The following is a 1,397-nucleotide window of genomic DNA, read 5'->3' on the forward strand; positions in this document are numbered from 1 at the left end:
GCTCGTCGCCGTCGACGGCCTGGAGGTCGACCTCGGGCGGCGCACGGTCACCGTGGACGGGCGGAGTATCACCCTGGCCCGCAAGGAGTTCGAGATTCTCGCCCTGCTGGCCCGCGCGGACGGCGCCGCGGTGCCACGCGACCGGATCGTGGTGGAGGTGTGGCAGACGACGTACGACGGTATGTCCCGCACCCTCGACGTCCATGTGGCCACCCTGCGCGGCAAGCTGGGGCGGGCGGGGGGCCTGGTGCAGACCGTGCGCGGCTTCGGGTACCGGCTCTCCGCCGGTCCGGGGGTGGCCCGTGGTCGCGGGGGTGACGCTGGTCCGGGAGTCGACAGTGGTGGCGCGGAGGCCGGCGGTCCGGCGGCGGCGGGCGAGTGAGGATGCCGGATGCGCCGCCGACTGCTTGTCATCGTCTTCGTCCTGGTCGCCGGTCTGATCGTCGCGCTCAGCCTGCCCTTGGTGCGGGCCACCGCTGAGCGTACGGTCCAGAGCTCGTTCATCGGGCGGGTCGAGGACGGCGCCTGGTTCGCGGACATGGCCGCCACTGCCCTGGAGTCGGGGCGGACCGGCCGGCTGGAGGCCGCCGCCGACCGCTACGCGAACCTCTACGACTCACGCGTCGCGGTGGTGGACGCCGACAGCGAGACCGTGGTCGCCTCGCGCCCCGTCGACCTGGAGGAGCCGCAGGTGCGGTCGGCGCTGCTGCTCGCCCTCGCCGACCGTCCTCCCGAGCAGCCCAGTGTGTGGTGGCCGTGGGACGACCGGCCTTTCGTGCTGGCCGAGCCGGTCCGGCGCGACGGCCGTGTGCTGGGTGCCGTGCTGATCGTCTCCCCCACCGACCGGGCGCGTTCCGAGGTGGCCGACCATCTGACGCTGGTGATACTGGGCAGCCTCGCGGCACTGGTCCTGGTGGTGATCGCGGTCGCGGCGCCGGTGGTCCGCTGGGTGCTCCGCCCTGTCCACGACCTGGACCGCGCCACCCATGAGGTCGCCCTCGGGCGCCTGAAGACCCGTGTGTCGGAGCGTGCGGGTGCCCCCGAACTGCGCCGCCTCGCCAACCATTTCAACGTGATGGCGGACAGCATGCACGCCGCCCAGGAGCAGCAGCGGGCGTTCGTGGCACAGGCGTCCCACCAACTGCGCAATCCGCTGACCGCGCTCCGGCTGCGGGTGGAGAACCTCGAGGAGTACGTGAACGACCCGCGCGGTCTGAGCGAACTGCACTTCGCCGTGGAGGAGGCAGGCCGGTTCGGGGAGATGCTCGACGGGCTGCTGCGGCTGGCCAGGGCGGAGGCGTCCGAGGCGGAACGCGCACAGGTCGACGTCTCAGCCGTGGTGAGACACCGGGTCGACGCCTGGCGGGCCGCCTTCGCCGGCGCGGGCGTCCCGCTCA

The 1,397-nt window shown here is 73.1% G+C and carries 2 protein-coding genes; both read left to right on the forward strand.

The window, feature by feature from the left end; translation table 11 throughout:
• On the forward strand, positions 1–382 hold a 382-nt coding region (locus ACFYO0_RS46430), incomplete at its 5' end, for a winged helix-turn-helix domain-containing protein (RefSeq protein WP_388688518.1).
• A gap of 9 nt (positions 383–391) precedes the next feature.
• The coding region (locus ACFYO0_RS46435; RefSeq protein WP_388688521.1) for a sensor histidine kinase at positions 392–1,397 on the forward strand (1,006 nt) is incomplete at its 3' end.

Origin of the sequence: Streptomyces sp. NPDC006365 (genome assembly GCF_042870755.1) — a bacterium.
Taxonomy (GTDB): Bacteria; Actinomycetota; Actinomycetes; order Streptomycetales; family Streptomycetaceae; genus Streptomyces; species Streptomyces xiangluensis.